Consider the following 18010-nt stretch of genomic DNA (forward strand, 5'->3'; position numbering starts at 1 on the left):
AGATGCGGCCGGCGATCCGGCGCGGGTGGACGCTCGATCCGCGCCGCTCGCTTTCGGCGCGGCTCACGCTCGTCTACGCCGCGCTGTTCGCGCTTGCCGCCGCGCTCATCCTGCTCGGCGCGCGCTGGGGCATCGAGCGTTATGCCGAACGCGCGATCAATGCCGAGATGCAGGCGGGCGCCAAGGCGTTCGGCCGCGTCACCGCGATGCGCTATGCGCAGCTCGGCGATGCCGGGCGCGTGCTCGCTTCCGATTTCGGCTTCCGCGCCGCCGTGGCAACCGGCGATGCGCCGACGATCGGCTCGGCGCTCGCCAGTCTCAAGCGCCGCTTCGATCTCGAACAGGCGTTCGTCGTCGATATCGACGGGCAGGTGACGGGGTTCGACGGCCAATTGTCCGAAGGCAAGGGCGATCGGCTGCTCGGCGCGCTCGATGGCGGCGTCGATCGCGGCGTGCTGCGCTCGGGTGGCCGCGTCTACAATGCCGCCGCCGCACCCATCGAGACGCCGATGCTCCTCGGCTGGGTGGTGTTCGCCAAGGAGATCGACGCCGCCGAGATGCGTGAGTTGGGGCGCCTCACCTCGATGGACCTGCACCCTGCGATCGTGCCCGTGGCCGATTTGCCGGCGGGCACCACGCTCGACGCACGCGACGCGAAGGTGATCGCGCGCGATGGCGAGCGCATCCTGCTGCGCGCCTCGCCAGTGCCGGTGTTCGGCGGGCGCACGCCGCTTGCCCTCACGCTCGAATATTCGCTCACCGCGGCGCTGGCGGGCTATCAGCCGATGCTGTGGTCGCTGCTCGGTTTCGGCCTGCTCGGCGTCGCGATCGCCGCGCTTGGCAGCCATGTCGTCGCCCAGCGCATCACTCGCCCGATCAAGGCGCTCGATGCCGCCGCGCGCCGCGTGAGCGCCGGCGAATCGGCGCAGGTGCCCGTCGAGACGCGTGACGAGCTCGGCCGGCTCGCGGGCAGCTTCAACCGCATGGTCGTCGCGATCGAGGACCGCGAGCAGCGCATCGCGCACATGGCGTTCCACGATTCGCTCACCGGCCTCGCCAATCGCGCGCTGCTGCGCGAGCATGTCGCGCGGCTGCTCGCGCGCGGCCAGGGCTTCGCGTTGCTGTGCCTCGACCTAGACAATTTCAAGGTGGTCAACGACACGCTCGGCCATCCCACCGGCGACGCGCTGCTGTGCGAGATCGCCCGCCGGCTCCAGGCCGCCTGCCCCGATGCGTTCATCGCGCGGCTTGGCGGCGACGAGTTCGCGCTGGTCGCCGAGGAGAGCGCGCGTACGCCCGATCGCCTAGGCCGCGATCTGCTGGCGGCGATCAGCGCGCCGGCGACCGTCAACGGCCACCGCGTGGTGCCCGGCACCAGCATCGGCATTGCCATTGCGCCGCACGACGGCGCCAACGCCACCGATCTCCAGAAAAACGCCGATCTCGCGCTCTACCGCGCCAAGCGCGAGGGCAAGGGTGGCCTGCGCTTCTTCGAATCGGCGATGGACGAGGAAGCGCAGAAGCGCCGCCAGATGGAACTCGACCTGCACGACGCGATGCGCGAAGGGCAGCTGTTCCTCATGTTCCAGCCGCTGTTCGATCTCGGCAAGGGCCGCGTCTCGGCATTCGAGGCGCTGATGCGCTGGCAACATCCCGAACGCGGCCTCATCTCGCCCGTCGATTTCATTCCGCTCGCCGAGGATACCGGCCTCATCGTGCCGATGGGCGCATGGGCGATCCGCGAGGCCTGCCGCGCCGCGCGCCAATGGCCCGATCATGTCCGCGTCGCGGTCAACGTCTCGGCGGTGCAGTTCCGTAATCCGGGGCTCAATACGGTGGTGATGCAGGCGCTCGCCGAAAGCGGCCTCGCGCCCGACCGGCTCGAGCTCGAGATCACCGAGAGCCTGTTCATCGACAATGTCGAGGGCGTGCTCGCCTCGCTGCATTCGCTGCGCGCGCTCGGCGTACGCGTGGCGCTCGACGATTTCGGCACCGGCTATTCGTCGCTCAGCTATCTGCGCTCCTTCCCGTTCGACAAGATCAAGATCGACCGCAGCTTCATCATCGACCTGCTGTCGAGCGATGGCGCCACCGCGATCATCAAGTCGATCACCACGCTCGCCGATGCACTCGGCATGGAGACGACTGCCGAGGGCGTCGAGAATGTCGGCCAGCTCGATATCCTGCGCGAGCAGGGGTGCAGCCACATTCAGGGCTTCTACTTCTCGCGCCCGCTGCCCGAAGGCGCGATCGCCGAGCTGTTCGCCGAGGAACGCGCACGCGCCGCCGCCTGAGTTGCGAAAGTCGTGCCCGACGACTTCGCCCCTCCGCCACGCGGCGCTTGAATAGCGCGGCCGGCATGATATAGGCCTCGCCTCGCACGGTGGCCCAGACTGCCCCGTGCGCCGGTCGGGGAATAGCTCAGCCTGGTAGAGCACTGCCTTCGGGAGGCAGGGGCCGGAGGTTCGAATCCTCTTTCCCCGACCAATTTCATCCCGCCGCATCCGCACCGCCGCCGCGATTGACATCGCCGCCGCGCCGCCGCATCCCCGCGCCAGATGGTGCCCTTCGGGGCTAAGAGGGAAGCCGGTGCGAATCCGGCGCTGTACCCGCAACTGTCAGCCGGGAGCCCAAGGCCAACATGTCACTGGAGGAAACTCCGGGAAGACGGCCCCAGGGTACTGATCGGCCAGCCAGGAAACCTGCCATCGCGTCGTTCGTACCCGGCCGGGAACAGCCATCAGGTACGAGGAGCGATCCTCGCGTGACGACAAACAGGCCAGCGCCGCGCCGGGTTTCCCGGCTGGGCCGACATGTCGTTCACGCCCGCGGGCGCCGCTTGGCGGCGGTGCCCCGCGCACATGAGGATTGCCGATGCGATTGCCCCATTCCCTGTCCGCGCTGGCGCTTGCCGCCACCGCGACGCCCGCCGCCGCCCAGACCGCCGACGACCTCACACGCAGCATCGAGGCCGATCGCGACATCGTCGTCACCGCCAGCCGCACCGACCGCGACCGCGACGAGATCGGCCAGTCGGTGACGGTCATCACCGCGCAGGAGATCGAGGCACGCCAGAGCCAGGCGGTGGTCGACCTGCTGCGCACCGTCCCGGGCGTCACCTTCACGCGCAACGGCGGCGTCGGATCGGCGGCGGGGCTCAACATCCGCGGTGCCGAGACCGACCAGAATGTCGTGCTGATCGACGGCGTGAAGATCAATGATCCCTCGGGCGTCGGCGGCGGCTTCAACTTCGGCAACCTGCTGGTGGGCAATATCCGCCGGATCGAGGTCGTGCGCGGCTCGCAAAGCGTGCTGTGGGGCAGCCAGGCGATCGGCGGCGTCGTCAACCTGCTTACCGCGCCGCCTACCGACGCGCTGGGCGTGAACGCGCGCGCCGAATATGGCTGGCGCGATACCGCACAGGCCGTCGCCAACGTGTCGGGCAGCTTCGGGCCGGTCGCGGCCAGCGCGGGCGCCGGCTGGTTCCGCACCGACGGCATCTCGTCGTTCAGCGAGGCGCGCGGCGGCTTGGAGCGCGACGGCTACGAGCAGTTCGGCGCCAACGCCAAGCTGCTGGTGACGCTCACCGACACGCTCTCGCTCGATCTGCGCGGCTATCATGCTGACAGCACCGTCGATGCCGACGGCTTCGCGCCGCCGAGCTTCGCATTCGGTGACACGCGCGAGACCGCGACGACGCGCGAGACGATCGGCTATGCCGGCATCAACCTGTCGCTGCTCGGCGGCCGCTTCCGCAACCGCTTGGCCTTCGCCTATACGCGCACCGATCGCGACGGCTTCGATCCCGCCGGCAGCCCGCAGGTGACGTTCGAGGCCGAAGGCGAGAACGAGCGCTTCGAATATCAGGGCATCCTCGACCTCGATGACGCCATATCCGCGACCTTCGGTGCCGAGACCGAGCGTTCGCGCTTCGCCGCCGCCAGCTTCGGCGGCCCGCCCGACATCGCCGATGTGCGAATCACCAGCTTCTATGGCGAAGCGACGGTGAAGCCCTTCGCCGGGCTCGCGCTCACCGGCGGCGTGCGCCACGACGATCACGAGACCTTCGGCAGCGCCACCACCTTCGCGGCATCGGGCGCGTACAGCCCCAATGACGGCGCCACGCTGATCCGCGCCAGCTATGGCGAGGGGTTCCGCGCACCCTCGCTCTACCAGCTCTTCTCGATCTACGGGAATCGCACACTCGATGCCGAGCGTTCCGAAAGCTTCGATGCCGGCGTCACGCAGCGGCTGCTGGGCGACACGCTCGAACTGGCGGCAACGTGGTTCCGGCGCGACACGCGCAACCAGATCGATTTCGTCTTCTGCCCACCCGCCGCCACGACGGGCATCTGCGTCGATCGCCCCTTCGGCACCTATGACAATATCCGCCTGACCGATGCCGAGGGCGTCGAACTCGCGCTGACGATGCGCCCAACGTCTGCGTTCACGCTGATGGGGCAATACAGCTTCATCGATGCCACCAATCGAGCCACCGGCCTTGCGCTCGCGCGACGCCCGCGCGAGACCTTCTCCGTGGTGGCCGATTACGCCTTTGCTTTCGGCCTCGATCTGGGTGCCACGCTGGCGCATGTCGGCGACAGCTTCGACGATGGCGGCAACCTCAACCGGCTCGACGGCTATGTGCTCGCCGACATCCGCGCGGCGATCGCGCTCACCGATGCGATCGAACTCTACGGACGTGTCGAGAACCTGTTCGACGAACGCTACGAAACGGTGCGGCTCTACGGCACGCCCGGCCGTGCGGCCTATGCCGGTGTGCGGCTGGCGATGTGATGCGCTGGCCGGCGATCCTCCTCGCGCTGCTGGTGGCGGGGTGCGATGTCGCACCGCCGCCACCAGCGCCTGCCCGCGCGATGCGGATCGTCAGCCTCGATTACTGCGCCGACCAGTATCTGCTCAAATTCGCCGATCGCGCGCGCATCGCCGCCCTGTCGCCCGATGCGACGCGCGACTTCTCCTACATGCGCGCCGCCGCACGCGGGCTGCCACAAGTAGCCGCGCGCGCCGAGGACGTGCTGGTGCTCAGGCCCGATCTGGTGATCCGCTCCTATGGTGGCGGACCGGGCGCCGAAGCCTTCTTCGCATCGGCCGGCGTGCCGGTGCTGCAACTGGGCTATGCCGGTGATCTGGCGGCGGTACGCCAGGCCGCGATCGACGTGGCGGCGCAGCTCGGCGAACCCGCGCGCGGCCAGGCGCTGGCGTCGCAGATCGACACGCGGCTGGCGGCACTCCCGGCGACCACGCGCACGGAGGCGCTATACCTAACCCCCGGCGGCGTGACGGCGGGCGAAGGCACGCTGATCGCCGCGATGTTCGACGCCGCCGGCCTCGCCAATTTCCAGCGCGAGCCCGGCTGGCATCCACTGCCGCTCGAACGGCTCGCCTATGAAGCGCCCGACATGATCGCAGCCGCCGATTTCAACGACAACCAGCCGCATCGCTGGAGCGCCGCGCGTCACCCCGTCGCGCAGCGGCAGATGGCCGATCGCCCGGTAGTGCCGATCGAGGGCGCATCGACCGCCTGTGGCGGCTGGTTCGTGCTCGACGCGATCGAAGCACTGGCCGAAGGTGCCGCGCGATGAGCGCCCGCACGCTCAACCTTTCGCTCGCCGCCGCGTCGCTCGCCGCGATCGTCGCCGCCTGCTTCCTCGGCTCCACCCCGCTGCCGCCCGCGCGACTGCTGGCGGCGCTGTTCGGCATGGGCGATGCGGGCGACACCATCGTCGTCTGGGCGATCCGCCTGCCGCGCGCCATCGCCGCCTTCGTCGTGGGCGCAGCACTCGGTGCGAGCGGCGCGGCGTTGCAGGGGCTGCTGCGCAATCCGCTCGCCGAACCGGGCGTACTCGGCGTCTCGGCAAGCGCCGCGCTGACGGCGACGGTGACGCTGCATTTCGGCTTGGCCGCCGCCTTCGCCTGGGCGCTGCCGATCGCGGCGGTGACGGGCGCGCTCGCCGCCACCGCGCTGCTGGCGGCGGCGGCGATCCGCACGGCGTCGATCGTGACGCTGATCCTGATCGGCGTCGCGCTCTCGAGCTTCGCCGGCGCGCTGATGGCGCTGCTCACAAACCTTGCGCCCAACCCCTTCACGCTCGCCGATATGGTCGCGTGGATGCTGGGTTCGGTCGCCAATCGCAGCTTCGCGGATATCGCGCTTGCGCTGCCGTTCCTCGGCGGCGGCGTCGCGCTGCTGTTCGCCACGCGCCGCGGCCTGTCGGCGCTGACGCTCGGCGAGGAAGCCGCGGCGGGCGCCGGGCTCGATCTCGCGCGCCAGCGGCTGGCGGTGGTGGCGGGCGCGGGGCTGGCGACGGGCGGCGCGGTGGCGCTTGCCGGCGCGATCGGGTTCGTCGGCATCGTCGCGCCGCATCTGGTGCGTGCGCGTGTCGGTCACGATCCCGCCGCCACGCTGCTGCCCGCGTCGCTGCTGGCGGGGTTGTTCCTCGTCGCCGCCGATATCGGCGTGCGGCTGATTCCCGGCGATGGCGAGTTGAAGCTCGGCGTGGTCGCCGCTTTGGTGGGCGCGCCGCTGTTCGCGCTCATCGCCGCGCGGCGGAGGACGGGCGATGGCTGAACTGTCGGCGACGGGCATCGGCGTGACGGCGGATGGACAGGCAATCGTCTCCGAGGCCGATCTGCGGCTGGCACCGGGCGAGCTCGTCGTGCTGCTCGGCCCCAATGGCGCGGGCAAGACTAGCCTGTTGCGCGCCGCGATCGGGCTTGCGCGCCCGGCGTCGGGCAGCGCGACGATCGGCGGGCGTGACGTGTTCGCGACGCCGCCTGCCGAGCGCGCCCGGATGCTCGCCTATCTGCCGCAGGCGCGCGCGCTGGCCTGGCCGCAATCCGTGCGCGACGTCGTGGCGCTCGGCCGCTTCGCGCACGGCGCGGCACCCGGCCGGCTGGGCGCCGCCGACGCCGCCGCCGTCGCACGCGCGATCGACGCCGCCGATCTGGCGCACCTCGCCGATCGCTCGACCGCGACGCTGTCGGGCGGCGAGGTGGCGCGCGTCCATCTGGCGCGCGCGCTCGCGGCCGAGGCGCCGCTGATCGTGGCGGACGAGCCCGTCGCCTCGCTCGATCCGCGCCACCAGCACCGCGTGATGACGCTGCTGCGCGGCTTCGTCGCGGCCGGCGGCGGCGCGCTGGTAGTGCTGCACGATCTCGATCTGGCGGCGCGCCATGCCGATCGGCTGGTATGGATGGCGGGGGGGCGCATCGTCGCCGACGGCCCGCCCGCCGCGACGATGACCTCCGATCGCATCGCCGCCGTCTACGGCGTCGCCGCGCGCGTGCTCGATACCGGCGCCGGCCGCCACGTCATCGTCGAGGGCGCGCTCTAACCCGCCATCAACGCCAGCAATGCGAAGCTCGCGAGCCAGTGCGTGCCCATATAATCGTCGGCCAGGTGCGGCAGGCTGGCGGCCAGATGCGCCTCGGCGGTCGCGCGCGCGGGCACGATGGCGGCGTGATCTTCGGGAAGCGCCGCCGCGATGCGCCGCCAGCACCATGCGCGCGACAGGTTCAGCCCGTCGAGATGCGCGATCTTGCCGTCGCTGCGGTCCGATACGGTCGCGGGCGTGAACAGGCTCGCGGGCGCACCGGCTTCCGCGCGCGGCAGGAAAGCGTCGAACCATGCAGCGAAGTCGGCCGGCGGCAGCACCGCCGCCATCAACAGCGCCTCGATCAGCGCGGGCGACAGGAAGGCATCGCCTTCGGGCTCCCATGCCTGGCAATCGCGGTCGCCGCGATAGGCATTCAGCGCCCAGCCGATGATCGTTTCCGCCAGCACCGCATCGTGCCGCCGCGCCCATGCGAGCGCGTGGACCAGCGCGAACGCGGTGTTGAAATGCGTGCCGGTGCGGATCGGATAGGTCAGGCGCGGCAGATAGCCGGCGAACCGCTCGGCGAAGGCGCGCGCGAGCGGCTCGAGCGCCGCGCCCCAGCCGGCATCGTGACGCGCGGCCTCGCCATGCAGCGCCAGCAGCCAGCCCCAGCCATAGGGCCGCTCGAACCCGGCGCTTGCCGGGCGCGCCAGATAGGCGAGCTCGCCCGCCACCTTGTCAGGCACCAGCATCGCATCGGCGCGCGCGCGAACCTCGCCGGCTTCGGGCAGGCCGGGATGGAGCCGCGCGATGGTGAGCAGCTGCCACCAGCCATGCACGCAGCTGTGCCAGTCGAAGCTGCCGTGGAAGATGGGGTGCAGCTCGGCGGGTGCGCGCACATCCTGCGGCCCCGTCATCACATGATCGAGCTTGTAGGGCCATTGCTGCCCGATATGCCCCAGCGTCAGCCGCGCGAACCCTGCGGCCATGTCGCACGTCAGGTGCGTCATCGCGCGAACCCCAGCCACCAGATGAGGAAGATGTTGACCGCGAGCAGCGGCAGCGCGGTGCCGATCTGCCGCTTGATAACGGCGTTCTGGTCCCTCAGTTCGAGCAGGGCGGCGGGCACCAGATTGAAGTTCGCCGCCATCGGCGTCATCAGCGTGCCGCAGAAGCCCGCGAGCATCCCGATCGAGGCGATCACCGCCGGATCGCCGCGATAGGTGCCGATCAAGAGCGGAATGCCCACCGCCGCCGCCATCACCGGGAAGGCGGCAAAGGCATTCCCCATCACCATCGTGAACAGCGCCATGCCGAGGCCATAGGCGATCACCGCGCCCGCCACGCTCCCCTCGGGAATCGCGCCGCCGATGATCTCGCCCACCACTTCGCCCACGCCCGCCAGCGCGAACACCGCGCCGAGGCTTGCGAGCATCTGCGGCAGCACCGCGGCCCACCCCACCCCGTCCATCAGCCGCCGCCCTTCCTCGAACGCGGTGGCGGGGCGCGGGCGCAGCCACGCCTGTGCGACCGCGAGCGCCAGCATCGCGCCGATCGCCAGCGCCACCAGCGTCGTCTGGCGCGGATCGAACCATGCCGGAAACTGCTTGAACGCAAAGGTGCCGATCAGCGCGACGGCGGGAATGACGAGCGCGGGGAGGAACAGCCGGTTGCCGCGCCGTGCGGCTTCGGCGGCGCGCTCCCCGGCGCTGGTGGTGAGGTTCGCGCCACGCCCCATCGCGCCGCTGCCCGCGATCGCCACCAGTCCGAGCACCAGCACGCCGTTGCCGACATCGCCGAGCAGGTCGCCGGCAAGGAAGCTCACCGCGATCAGCGCGTAGAAGATGGCGTTGCCCCACCGCTTCGCATTGCTGCGGTCGAGCGCGCTCAGCACCGCGAACGCGGCGAACACCACGCCCGCGATCGTGTAGATGAAGGGCAGCCCGATCATGTGCGAAAGCGCCGGTCGAACCACAGCAGCCGCGCGCCGTGGATGACGAGTGCCGCGATCGCCGTCGGGATCGCCCAGACCGAAAGCTCGAACGGCTCGACGAGGATGCCATAGCCCTCCAGCACGCCGCGCATCAGCAGGATCGATCCGATCGCGATGAAGATGTCCTCGCCGAAGAACAGCCCGACATTGTCGGTCGCCGCCGCCATCGCCGGCACGCTCTCGTCGGTCTTGTCGCGCTCGGGCGACTGGAGATCGGCGGCGGCCTCGGCCATCGGCGCCACCAGCGGGCGCACCGTCTGCGCGTGTCCGGCGATCGAGACGAGCCCCAGCGCCGCGCTCAGCTGGCGGAAGACGAAGTAGAACAACAGCAGCCGCCCCACGGTGGCGCCGCGCACGCGCGCGATCAGCTCGCGCGCGCGCTGCTGCAATCCGTGGCGCTCGAGCAGGCCGATGACGGGGAGCACGATGTAGATGGCCGTCACATAGCGGCTGTCGTTGAACGCCTTGCCGAAGGCGGCGAGGATGGCCAGCGGATCGATCCCCGCCGCCAGCCCCGTCACCAGCGCCGATGCCGCCACCACCAGCAGCGGGTTGAAGCGCAGCAGGAACCCCGCGACGATGAGCGCGATGCCGGCCAGTACCCACATCAGCCTGCCTCCCCATAGCCGCCGCCGCCCGGCGTCTCGATCACCAGCACGTCGCCTGCCGCCAGTTCGACGCCCGCGACCGCGCCCAGCGTCTCCACCCGCCCGTCGGCGCGCTCGACGCGATTGACGCCGCACGCCCCCGCGCCACCGCCCGCCAGCCCGAAAGGCGGCACATGGCGATGGTTCGAGAGGATCGCCGCATGCATGGGCCTGAGGAACCGCAGCCGCCGCTCGGCGCCGTCGCCGCCGCGATGCGCGCCTTCGCCCCCCGATCCGCGCCGGATGGCGAAGCGCTCGACGAGCACGGGAAAGCGCGTTTCGAGGATTTCGGGGTCGGTCAGGCGGCTGTTGGTCATGTGACTCTGGATCGCGGCGCACCCGTCGAACCCCGGCCCCGCGCCGGTGCCGCCGGCGATCGTCTCGTAATACTGGTGGGTGCCGTCGCCGAAGGTCAGGTTGTTCATCGTCCCCTGGCTCGCCGCCAGCACGCCCAATGCGCCGAACAGCGCATCGGTGACGACCTGGCTCGTCTCGACATTGCCCGCCACCACCGCGGCCGGATAGCGCGGATCGAGCATCGATCCCTCGGGAATGACGATCTCGACCGGCCGCAGGAAGCCGTCGTTCAACGGCACCGATGCGTCGATCAGCGTGCGCACGACATAGAGGCAGGCGGCACGCACCACCGCGCGCGGCGCGTTGAAATTGCCCGGCCGCTGTTCGCTGGTGCCGGCGAAGTCGATCGTCATGCGGCGCGCCGTGCGATCGATCCGCACGGAAACGCGCACCACGCCGCCCTCGTCGGTCGGATAGGCGAAGTCGCCCTCGGCCAGATCGGGGATCAGCCGCTCGACCGCTTCGGCGGCATGGTCGAGCACATGGCGCATATAGGCGGCGACGACATCGGCGCCGTACTGCGCGCACGCATCGAGCAGCCCCGCGCTGCCGCGCGCGCAGGCGGCGATCTGCGCCATCAGGTCGCCGATATTCTGGTCGACATTGCGCGCGGGCCATTTGCCGCTCGACAGCAGCGCGCGCGTCTCGGCTTCGCGCAGCCGCCCGCCCTCGACGAGCAGCCAGTTGTCGAACACCACGCCTTCCTCGTCGATCGTCCGGCTGTCGGCGGGCATCGATCCGGGGCTGATGCCACCGACATCGGCATGATGCCCGCGCGCGGCGACGAAGAAGTCGGGCGCCGCGCTCTCGGGCGACGCGAAAACCGGCTGGATGACGGTGATGTCGGGCAGGTGCGTGCCGCCATCATAAGGCGCGTTGACCGCATAGACATCGCCGCGCCTTATGCCGCGACCGTCCTCGGCGCGCTTCGTAAGGATGGCGCGTACGCTGACGCCCATCGATCCCAGATGCACCGGGATATGCGGCGCATTGGCGATCAGCGCGCCGTCGCCGTCGAACAGCGCGCATGAGAAATCGAGCCGCTCGCGGATGTTGACCGATGCCGCGCTGTGCCGGAGCGCCGCGCCCATCTCTTCGGCGAGCCCCATGAACATGCCGGCGAAGATCTCGAGCCGCGCGGGATCGCGCCGTGTCGACACCGCTTCGGCTTGGCGCGCGCCGGCGCGCTCCAGCACCAGCATCGCGTCACGCTCGACGGTGGCGCGCCATCCGGAGGCGACGAAGGTGGCGCCCGTCGCCTCGGCGATCAGCGCCGGACCCTCGACCGGACGGGCATCGCGCGTCGCATGCGTGTCGCCGCCCGCCTCGCCCGCCGGCAGAATCGCCTCGGCGCGCAGCATCTCGACCAGAACGGGCCGCGTGTTGGCATAGCCGAAGCGCTGCCGGTACGCGGCATCGAAGGCTTTGCGCATCGCCGCCGCGTCGCCGAGCGGCACTTCGACCGCGCCCTCGGTACCCGCGCTCACCAGATGCGCTGTGAGTTCGACGCGCACGCCGTCGTCCGCGCCCAGCGCCGCGCGCGCTTCGCCGGCCAGCGCATCGGCCATGCCCGCCACCGCTTCGGCCTCCAACGGCAGCCCCACGGTGCGCTCGCGCACCTCGCGCCGGTCGGCCAGCCCCATGCCATAGGCCGAGAGCACGCCCGCCAGCGGATGCACCAGCACCGTGTCGATGCCCAGCGCATCGGCTACCGCGCAGGCATGCTGCCCGCCCGCGCCGCCGAAACAGGCGAGCGCGAAGCGCGTGACGTCATGTCCGCGCGCGACCGAGATGGTGCGGATGGCATTGGCCATGTCGGCTACCGCGATCGCCACGAACGCGGCGGCGAGCTCCGCGACATCGGGCGCACCCTCGCCCATCGCCGCGCGTACTTCTTCCAGCCGCGCGCGCGCTGCCGTCGCGTCGATCGGCTCGTCGCGGTCGGGGCCGAAGACGTGCGGGAAGTGATCGGGATCGAGCCGGCCGAGCACCAGATTGCAGTCAGTGACGGTGAGCGGCCCGCCGCGCCGGTAGCAGGCCGGCCCCGGCACCGCGCCCGCCGATTGCGGCCCCACCGCCAGCCGCCCGTCCTCGAACCGGCAGATCGATCCGCCGCCCGCCGCCACGGTGTGGATGCGCAGCATCGGTGCCCGGATGCGTACGCCCGCCACGATCGTCTCGTTGTCGCGCTCGTAGCGGCCGGCATAGAGCGACACGTCGGTCGATGTGCCGCCCATGTCGAAGCCGATGACGCGATCATATCCTGCGCGCCGCGCCGTCTCGGCCATGCCGACAATGCCGCCCGCCGGGCCCGAGAGCACCGCATCCTTGCCGCGAAACGCCGCACCCGGCGTCAGCCCGCCGTTCGACTGCATGAACAAGGCCGGCTCTCCGCCCAGCGCCGCCCCGAGCCCCGCGACATAGCGCCGCAGCACCGGCGACAGATAGGCATCGACCACGCTCGTATCGCCGCGCCCCACGAGCTTGACGAGCGCGCCGACCTCGTGGCTCACCGATATCTGCGTGAAGCCGATCGCCCGCGCGATAGCCGCCAGCGCGATCTCGTGCGCAGGATAGGCGTGCCCATGCATCAGCACGATCGCGACGGCGCGCAAGCCCCGGTCATATGCCGCCTGCATCGCTACACGGGCGCGCTCGGTATCGAGCGGCGTCAGCACGGTCCCTTCGTTCATCACCCGCTCGTCGATCTCGATCGCCTCGGCGAACAGCGGCGGCGGGCGACGCACGGCGCGCGCGAACAGCTCGGGCCGGTCCTGCGTGCCGATGACCAGCGCATCGCCGAAGCCGCGCGTGATCGCCAGCAGCACGGGTTCGCCCTTGCGTTCGAGCAGCGCATTGGTGGCGATGGTGGTGCCGATCCGCGCCTCGAGCGGCGGCAGCGCGCCGTCGCCCGCCCCGGTCAGCTCGCGGATCGCGGCGACGGCGGCATCGTCATAGCGGCCGGGGTCTTCGGAGAGATATTTGGCGACGTGCAGCCGGCCGTCAGGTGCACGCGCCACCACATCGGTAAAGGTGCCGCCGCGATCGATCCAGAAACGCCAGCGCGGCGGTGATGCAGGCAAGGGCTGGCTCCATGACGGCGACGCCGCCCGTCATACGGCCCGATGCGCGCATAACGAAAGGCCGAAGTTCAGCCCGGTCCCGCGCGCGCCGCGTCGATCGCCGCTACGTCGATACGCCGCATCGTCGCCATCGCGTCGAACGCACGCTTCGCCTCGCCGCCGCCGGCGAGCAGTGCCTCGATCAGCGTGCGCGGCGTGATCTGCCAGCAGAAGCCCCAGCGGTCGCGGCACCAGCCGCAGTCGCTCTCGGCACCCCCATTGCCGACGATGGCATCCCAGTAGCGATCGGTCTCGGCCTGGTCGTCGGTGAGGATCTGGAAGCTCACCGCCTCGTCGGGCTTGAATTGCGGCCCGCCGTTGAGGCCGCAGAACGCACGGCCGAGCACGGTGAAATTGACGATGATCTCGTTGCCCGCGGCGCCGCCGGGGAAGTCCGATGGCGCCTCCGCCGCCTCGCCCACATGGCTGTCGGGGAAGGTGGCGGCATAGAATTCGGCCGCCTTGCGCGCCTCGCCATGGTCGAACCACAAGACCGTCGTCAGTTTTTCCATCGTCACGCCTCCGCCTTGCGCGCGCCGACCAGCCCGAAGCGCACGCCCGCCCCGTCCTCGGCCACCAAGGCATAGTCGCCGCCGGGGATCTGGTCGGGCCCCTGCACCATGCGCCCTCCCGCCTCGCCGATCCGCGTCACTGCCGCGTCGATATCGTCGACCATGAAATAGGGCTGCCAGCCGCGCCGGCCGCCCTTGAAGACGTTCATCGTCGCGCCGATGCAAATGTCGCCGGCATGGACGAACTTGTAGTCGCCGAGCGGCCCCATCGGCATCGCGCCCTCGTGCCGCAGCCCCAGCACCGCGCCGTAGAAGCCGATCGCGGCATCCTGATCGGCGGCGGTGAGCTCGTTCCACACCCCATGGCCCGGCGTCGCCTGCTCGGCGGCGACGAAGGCGCTGCTGTCCTCGTCGCTCTCGCCGCGCATGATGTAGAAGGCATGGCCCTGCGGGTCGGTCGCCATCGCCATGCGACCGACGCCGGGCATGGTGGTGGGCGGCATGTGGATCGCGCCGCCCTGCGCGGTGATCGCGGCGGCGGTTGCGTCGACATCGTCGACGCCGAAATAGGTGAGCCACACCGGCCCGCCCTCCATTCCCGGCGGCAGCGGCATCAGACCCGCCACCGCCGCGCCGTCGGGTGCCGAGAACAGCCGATAGTCCATGCCCGCCATGCCGCTGTCGGCCGCCTGCCAGCCGGCGACATGGGTGTAGAAAGCCTGCGCGGCATCGGCATCGACGGCCAGATGCTCGTACCAGACGGGAATACCCTGTGCGTTCGCCATGATGCCCTCCGCTCAGCGATCGACGATGGGGACGAAGCCGCCGAACATCATGCGCTTGCCATCGAACGGCGCGTCCTGCCCGGTCATCCGCGGATCGGCCATCACCTTCTCCCAGCCGGCGTCGCGCGTCGCCTTGTCGGGCCATTCGACCCAGCCATAGGCCGCCGTCTCGCCATCCTGCCGATGCACCGCGCGGTGGAAATCGGTCTGCTTGCCGTCGCGCACATCGTCGGCAAAGGCATCGACCACGCGCAGCGCGCCGTTCTCGAGGAACGCGGGCGCACATGCCGCCGAGAATCGCGCATAGGCGTCGCGCGCGTCGAGCGGCATCGGCATCACCACGCCGTCGATATAGCCGGTGCCGGCGCCCTGTCCCTCGTCGCACACGCTCTCGAAGCCGCCCCACACCATGCGCTTGCCGTCGAACGGCATCGTCGCGCCGACTTCCTTCATCCGGGGATCGGACATGATGCGCGCATTGGCGGCGTCGCGCGTCGCCTTGTCGGGATATTCGATCCAGCTGAACAGCACCGTCTCGTCCTCGGCCGCGTCGACCGCGCCCCACAGGTCGTTCACCTCGCCACGCGGCACATCGTCTGCCCAAGCCTCGACCATCCGCGTCGCGCCGAACTCCCTGAACAGCGGCGCGGCGTCGTCGGCATGCTTCTTGTACGCTTCCTTGTTGGCGCTGGGCACGGGCACTAGAAAGCCCTCGACATAGGTCATGGCATCTCTCCTGCTGTATCTATCATTGCGCCGCGATGCGTTGCGCCACGCGTTCGAGCTGGTCGGCGGCGGCGCCCCAGCCTGCATGGAAGCCCATCGCCTCGTGCTGCGCACATGCCTCTTCGGTCCAGTGGCGACAGGTGGCGGTGTAGCGCGTGCCTTCGCCGGCATCGGCAAGCTCGATCGTCGCGACCATGAACGGCCCGCGCGGCCGCCAGTCGGGCGTCAATGCATCGGTGAAGACGATGCGCTCGCCGGGCACGATTTCGAGGATGACGCCCGCGCCCTCGTCGACGCGCTCGCCCGCAGGGCCTTCCATCACGGTGCGGAAGATGCCGCCTGCGCGCCACTCGACTTCGCTTTCGGCCACCCGCCACGGCGCGGGACAGAACCATTCATCGAGATGCTCGGTCCAGGCACGCCACACCGCGTCGCGCGGCGCGGCGATCACGCGGTCGATCATGAGTTCGTTGGGCATGGATGCTCCTGTCAGGCGGCGACGGGTTCGTCGCGAAAATCGCCGAGCTGCGCGGCCAGCGCGCGCTGGAAGGCGGGCCGCGCCTCGCCGCGATCGACATAGGCGGCAAGCGCCGGTCGCGGATCGATCAGTTCGGCGCGCGGGCAGGCGCGCAGCACCGTCACCATTGCGATGTCGGCGATGCTGAACGCGTCGCCGAGCCATGCCCGCTCGCCCAGCGCGTCGGCCAGCCGGTCGAGCCGCTGGCCGAGCTGTGCCACCAATCCCGGTCGCCGCAGTCGCGCCCATTCCTCGCCGGCTGCGAAGATGTCGACCGTGCCGAGCTGCATCGTGAACGGCTCGACCGAATTATATGCCGCGAACAGCCACGAGACGACCCGGTCGCGCGCGGCACCGCCTTGCGGCAGCAATTGCGCGTCGCGCTCGCCGAGATGCAGCAGGATGGCACCGCTCTCGAACAAAGAGACGTCACCGTCGCGCAGGACGGGCACCTGTCCCCAGGGCTGCTCGGCAAAATAGTCCTCCTGCCGCGCGCGCGCGTCGAGCAGGCGCATGGCATAGCGCAGGCCGATCTCCTCGCACGCCCAGCGCGGGCGCAGATCGCGGACATGCCCGCGCGCGAAATCGGGCACCCAGTCGAAACCGGTGATGGTGATGGCATCGCTCACATGCCGCTCCTCTCAGGCAAAACCGATCGTGGCGCCATGGCACGCGACGATCGCGAGCGCGGTGAGCGCGAACGAAAGCGACGCGATCGCCAGGCTGCGGGCGGTCGACACCGCGTCAGGCCGCGGCCGGCGCCGCGCCCATCGCGTCGGCGGCGGCGGCCATGTCCATGAACATCGGCTCGAAGACGTGACCGTCGGGGTCGGCGAAGGCACGGCTGTACATGAAGCCCATATCCTGTGCGGGGCGCACATCGGCAGTGCCGCCCGCGTCGGCGGCGGCCTGCACTACCGCGTCTACCGCCTCGCGACTGTCGAACGAGAGGCACAGCAGCGTCTCGGTCGTGGTGGCTGAATCGGCGATGGCGCGGCCTTCGGGCAGGAAGGTGGCGAAGAAGGCGCGGTCGAGCAGCATCACGCTGATCGTGTCGGACCAGACCATCGCCGAGGCCTGCTCGTTCGAGAACATCGCGTTCCGCGTGAAGCCGATGGCTTCGTAGAACGCCGTGGCACGCGCGACGTCCGCCACTGCCAGATTGACGAAAATCGATTTCTGCACGGGTCGCTCCTCGATTCGCTTGCGTTGACGGTGCTGCGCCCCTTGGTTATTAAAAGCAACAATGAAGTTAGAAAAGATGACGGATCGCATCGAAGGCAGGACGAAGCGCTGGTATCCCGACGCATGCGGCACCGCGCTCGCGCTCGAGTTCGTCGGCGAGCGCTGGTCGCTGCTCGTGATGCGCGAGCTGATGCTCGGGCCGCGCCGCTTCTCGGACCTGAAGGCCGACCTCACGGGCATCAGCGCCAATATCCTCACGCAGCGGCTGCAAGGGCTCGAGGCGGCGGGCATCGTCACGCGCGAGCGGCTGCCGCCGCCTGTCAATACGCAGGTCTATGCGCTCACGCCCTGGGGGTACGAGGCCGAACCCATCTTCCAGACGATGGGCCGCTGGGCGACGCGCTCGCCCGAACATGATCCGACGCTGCCCTTGTCACCGGTATCGGCGATGCTCTCGCTGCGCACGATGATCCGCCCCGGCGGCGGCTATCCGCCGATGCTGCTGGGCTTCGGATTTCCGGGTGCCGGCTTCGTGGGAAGGCTCACCGCCGATGCGCTCGATATCGAGCGTGGCGATCCCGCCAAAGCCGATGTCGCGTTCGAAACCGACCCCACCACCTTTGTCGGCCTAGTCTATGGCAAGCGCCCGTTCGCCGATGCCGAGGCGGCCGGAACGCTGCGGCTGACGGGCGACCGCGCGGCGGCGGCGGCCTTTGTGGATCTGTTCGCGCTGCCGCCCAAGATCGCTCCCGGCTGAACGCCGCGCGTTGCGTCCGCCGCCCGAGGGCCTATGTGTCAGCCGACCCGCCGACGACGAAAGCCCGCG

The 18010-nt window shown here is 70.2% G+C and carries 16 protein-coding genes, 1 tRNA gene and 1 riboswitch; of the genes, 7 read left to right on the forward strand and 10 right to left on the reverse strand.

Features of this window, described 5'->3' with window-relative positions; genetic code table 11:
• The first annotated feature begins 2 nt into the window (after nt 1–2).
• From FBR43_RS02900 to FBR43_RS02925, 6 genes are all read left to right on the forward strand, one after another.
• On the forward strand, nt 3–2294 hold the full coding sequence (locus FBR43_RS02900) for a putative bifunctional diguanylate cyclase/phosphodiesterase (protein WP_136941705.1): 2292 nt from the start codon (nt 3–5) through the stop codon (nt 2292–2294).
• Nucleotides 2295–2410: 116 nt separating this feature from the next.
• A tRNA-Pro gene (locus FBR43_RS02905) sits at nt 2411–2487 on the forward strand.
• Nucleotides 2488–2542: 55 nt separating this feature from the next.
• Nucleotides 2543–2723: riboswitch (cobalamin riboswitch) on the forward strand.
• A 157-nt stretch (nt 2724–2880) separates the two neighbouring features.
• Nucleotides 2881–4797 (forward strand): TonB-dependent receptor plug domain-containing protein, encoded by a 1917-nt coding sequence (locus tag FBR43_RS02910; RefSeq protein WP_394344003.1) that lies wholly within the window; start codon nt 2881–2883, stop codon nt 4795–4797.
• Nucleotides 4797–5606, forward strand: coding sequence for an ABC transporter substrate-binding protein (locus tag FBR43_RS02915; RefSeq protein WP_136941707.1), 810 nt, complete (start codon nt 4797–4799; stop codon nt 5604–5606). Before FBR43_RS02910 ends, FBR43_RS02915 begins: the two co-directional genes overlap by 1 nt.
• Nucleotides 5603–6592, forward strand: a complete 990-nt coding sequence (locus FBR43_RS02920; RefSeq protein ID WP_136941708.1) for a FecCD family ABC transporter permease — start codon at nt 5603–5605, stop codon at nt 6590–6592. Before FBR43_RS02915 ends, FBR43_RS02920 begins: the two co-directional genes overlap by 4 nt.
• On the forward strand, nt 6585–7358 hold the full coding sequence (locus FBR43_RS02925) for an ABC transporter ATP-binding protein (RefSeq protein ID WP_136941709.1): 774 nt from the start codon (nt 6585–6587) through the stop codon (nt 7356–7358). Before FBR43_RS02920 ends, FBR43_RS02925 begins: the two co-directional genes overlap by 8 nt.
• Here FBR43_RS02925 and FBR43_RS02930 read toward each other — a convergent pair.
• From FBR43_RS02930 to FBR43_RS02975, 10 genes are all read right to left on the reverse strand, one after another.
• Entirely contained in the window at nt 7355–8350 is a 996-nt protein-coding gene (locus FBR43_RS02930; protein WP_136941710.1) for a DUF2891 domain-containing protein, read from the reverse strand. The genes FBR43_RS02925 and FBR43_RS02930 overlap by 4 nt on opposite strands.
• On the reverse strand, nt 8347–9291 hold the full coding sequence (locus tag FBR43_RS02935; protein WP_136941711.1) for a DUF979 domain-containing protein: 945 nt from the start codon (nt 9289–9291) through the stop codon (nt 8347–8349). The genes FBR43_RS02930 and FBR43_RS02935 overlap by 4 nt, the downstream gene beginning before the upstream one ends.
• The gene (locus FBR43_RS02940) at nt 9288–9941 is read right to left on the reverse strand and encodes a DUF969 domain-containing protein (RefSeq protein WP_136941712.1); all 654 of its coding nucleotides are present in this window, start codon (nt 9939–9941) and stop codon (nt 9288–9290) included. The genes FBR43_RS02935 and FBR43_RS02940 overlap by 4 nt, the downstream gene beginning before the upstream one ends.
• Nucleotides 9941–13420 carry a hydantoinase B/oxoprolinase family protein gene (locus tag FBR43_RS02945; protein WP_136941713.1) on the reverse strand — a complete coding sequence of 1160 codons (3480 nt, stop codon included), beginning with the start codon at nt 13418–13420 and terminating at the stop codon, nt 9941–9943. The genes FBR43_RS02940 and FBR43_RS02945 overlap by 1 nt, the downstream gene beginning before the upstream one ends.
• A gap of 68 nt (nt 13421–13488) precedes the next feature.
• The gene (locus FBR43_RS02950) at nt 13489–13971 is read right to left on the reverse strand and encodes a VOC family protein (RefSeq protein ID WP_136941814.1); all 483 of its coding nucleotides are present in this window, start codon (nt 13969–13971) and stop codon (nt 13489–13491) included.
• Between the two features lie 2 nt (nt 13972–13973).
• Nucleotides 13974–14756 (reverse strand): VOC family protein, encoded by a 783-nt coding sequence (locus FBR43_RS02955; protein WP_136941714.1) that lies wholly within the window; start codon nt 14754–14756, stop codon nt 13974–13976.
• 12 nt (nt 14757–14768) lie between these two features.
• Nucleotides 14769–15482, reverse strand: a complete 714-nt coding sequence (locus FBR43_RS16650) for a DUF1428 domain-containing protein (RefSeq protein WP_136941715.1) — start codon at nt 15480–15482, stop codon at nt 14769–14771.
• A 22-nt stretch (nt 15483–15504) separates the two neighbouring features.
• Nucleotides 15505–15960 (reverse strand): SRPBCC family protein, encoded by a 456-nt coding sequence (locus FBR43_RS02965; protein ID WP_136941716.1) that lies wholly within the window; start codon nt 15958–15960, stop codon nt 15505–15507.
• 11 nt (nt 15961–15971) lie between these two features.
• Nucleotides 15972–16628 (reverse strand): glutathione S-transferase family protein, encoded by a 657-nt coding sequence (locus FBR43_RS02970; RefSeq protein ID WP_136941717.1) that lies wholly within the window; start codon nt 16626–16628, stop codon nt 15972–15974.
• A gap of 115 nt (nt 16629–16743) precedes the next feature.
• Nucleotides 16744–17184: a VOC family protein gene (locus tag FBR43_RS02975; protein WP_136941718.1), complete on the reverse strand. Its 441-nt coding sequence runs from the start codon at nt 17182–17184 to the stop codon at nt 16744–16746.
• Nucleotides 17185–17260: 76 nt separating this feature from the next.
• Here FBR43_RS02975 and FBR43_RS02980 point away from each other — a divergent pair, with 76 nt between their 5' ends.
• Nucleotides 17261–17941, forward strand: coding sequence for a winged helix-turn-helix transcriptional regulator (locus FBR43_RS02980; RefSeq protein WP_249276421.1), 681 nt, complete (start codon nt 17261–17263; stop codon nt 17939–17941).
• The last annotated feature ends 69 nt before the right edge of the window (nt 17942–18010 follow it).

The sequence above is a fragment of the Sphingomonas baiyangensis genome, assembly GCF_005144715.1.
In the GTDB taxonomy this organism is placed as follows: Bacteria; Pseudomonadota; Alphaproteobacteria; order Sphingomonadales; family Sphingomonadaceae; genus Sphingomonas; species Sphingomonas baiyangensis.